This window comes from Parvimonas sp. D9 (assembly GCF_035282565.1).
Classification (GTDB): Bacteria; Bacillota; Clostridia; order Tissierellales; family Peptoniphilaceae; genus Parvimonas; species Parvimonas micra.
On sequence record NZ_JAYKBM010000175.1, the window covers coordinates 1 to 263 of the forward strand.

A 263-nucleotide genomic window follows, 5' to 3' on the forward strand; every position below is an offset into this window, starting at 1 on the left:
CGTCATCAATAAGGCTGGGAAGGTGATTGCTTCTACCTTCACGGCAGATGGGTCTCGGTTGGCTTCTTTTCAACCCTTATGGGAGAAAGTAAAGAATGAAGATGCATTGAAGCCTTTGTATATCGATCATTCCATTCAACAATCTATTACAGGCAATGCATTGAAAGTTGCTGGTAATTATCCGGTGACTAACTATAAAAGATCGTTTCAATTGTTAAATATCCATAGCTGGCGTCCTTATTATGATCGTCCGGAGTATTCCT

The 263-nt window shown here is 40.3% G+C and carries 1 protein-coding gene; it reads left to right on the top strand.

The features are described 5' to 3' along the window. Positions 1-263: hypothetical protein (locus tag VJI94_RS08465; RefSeq protein ID WP_324009045.1), on the top strand; the 263-nt coding region annotated here is incomplete at both ends.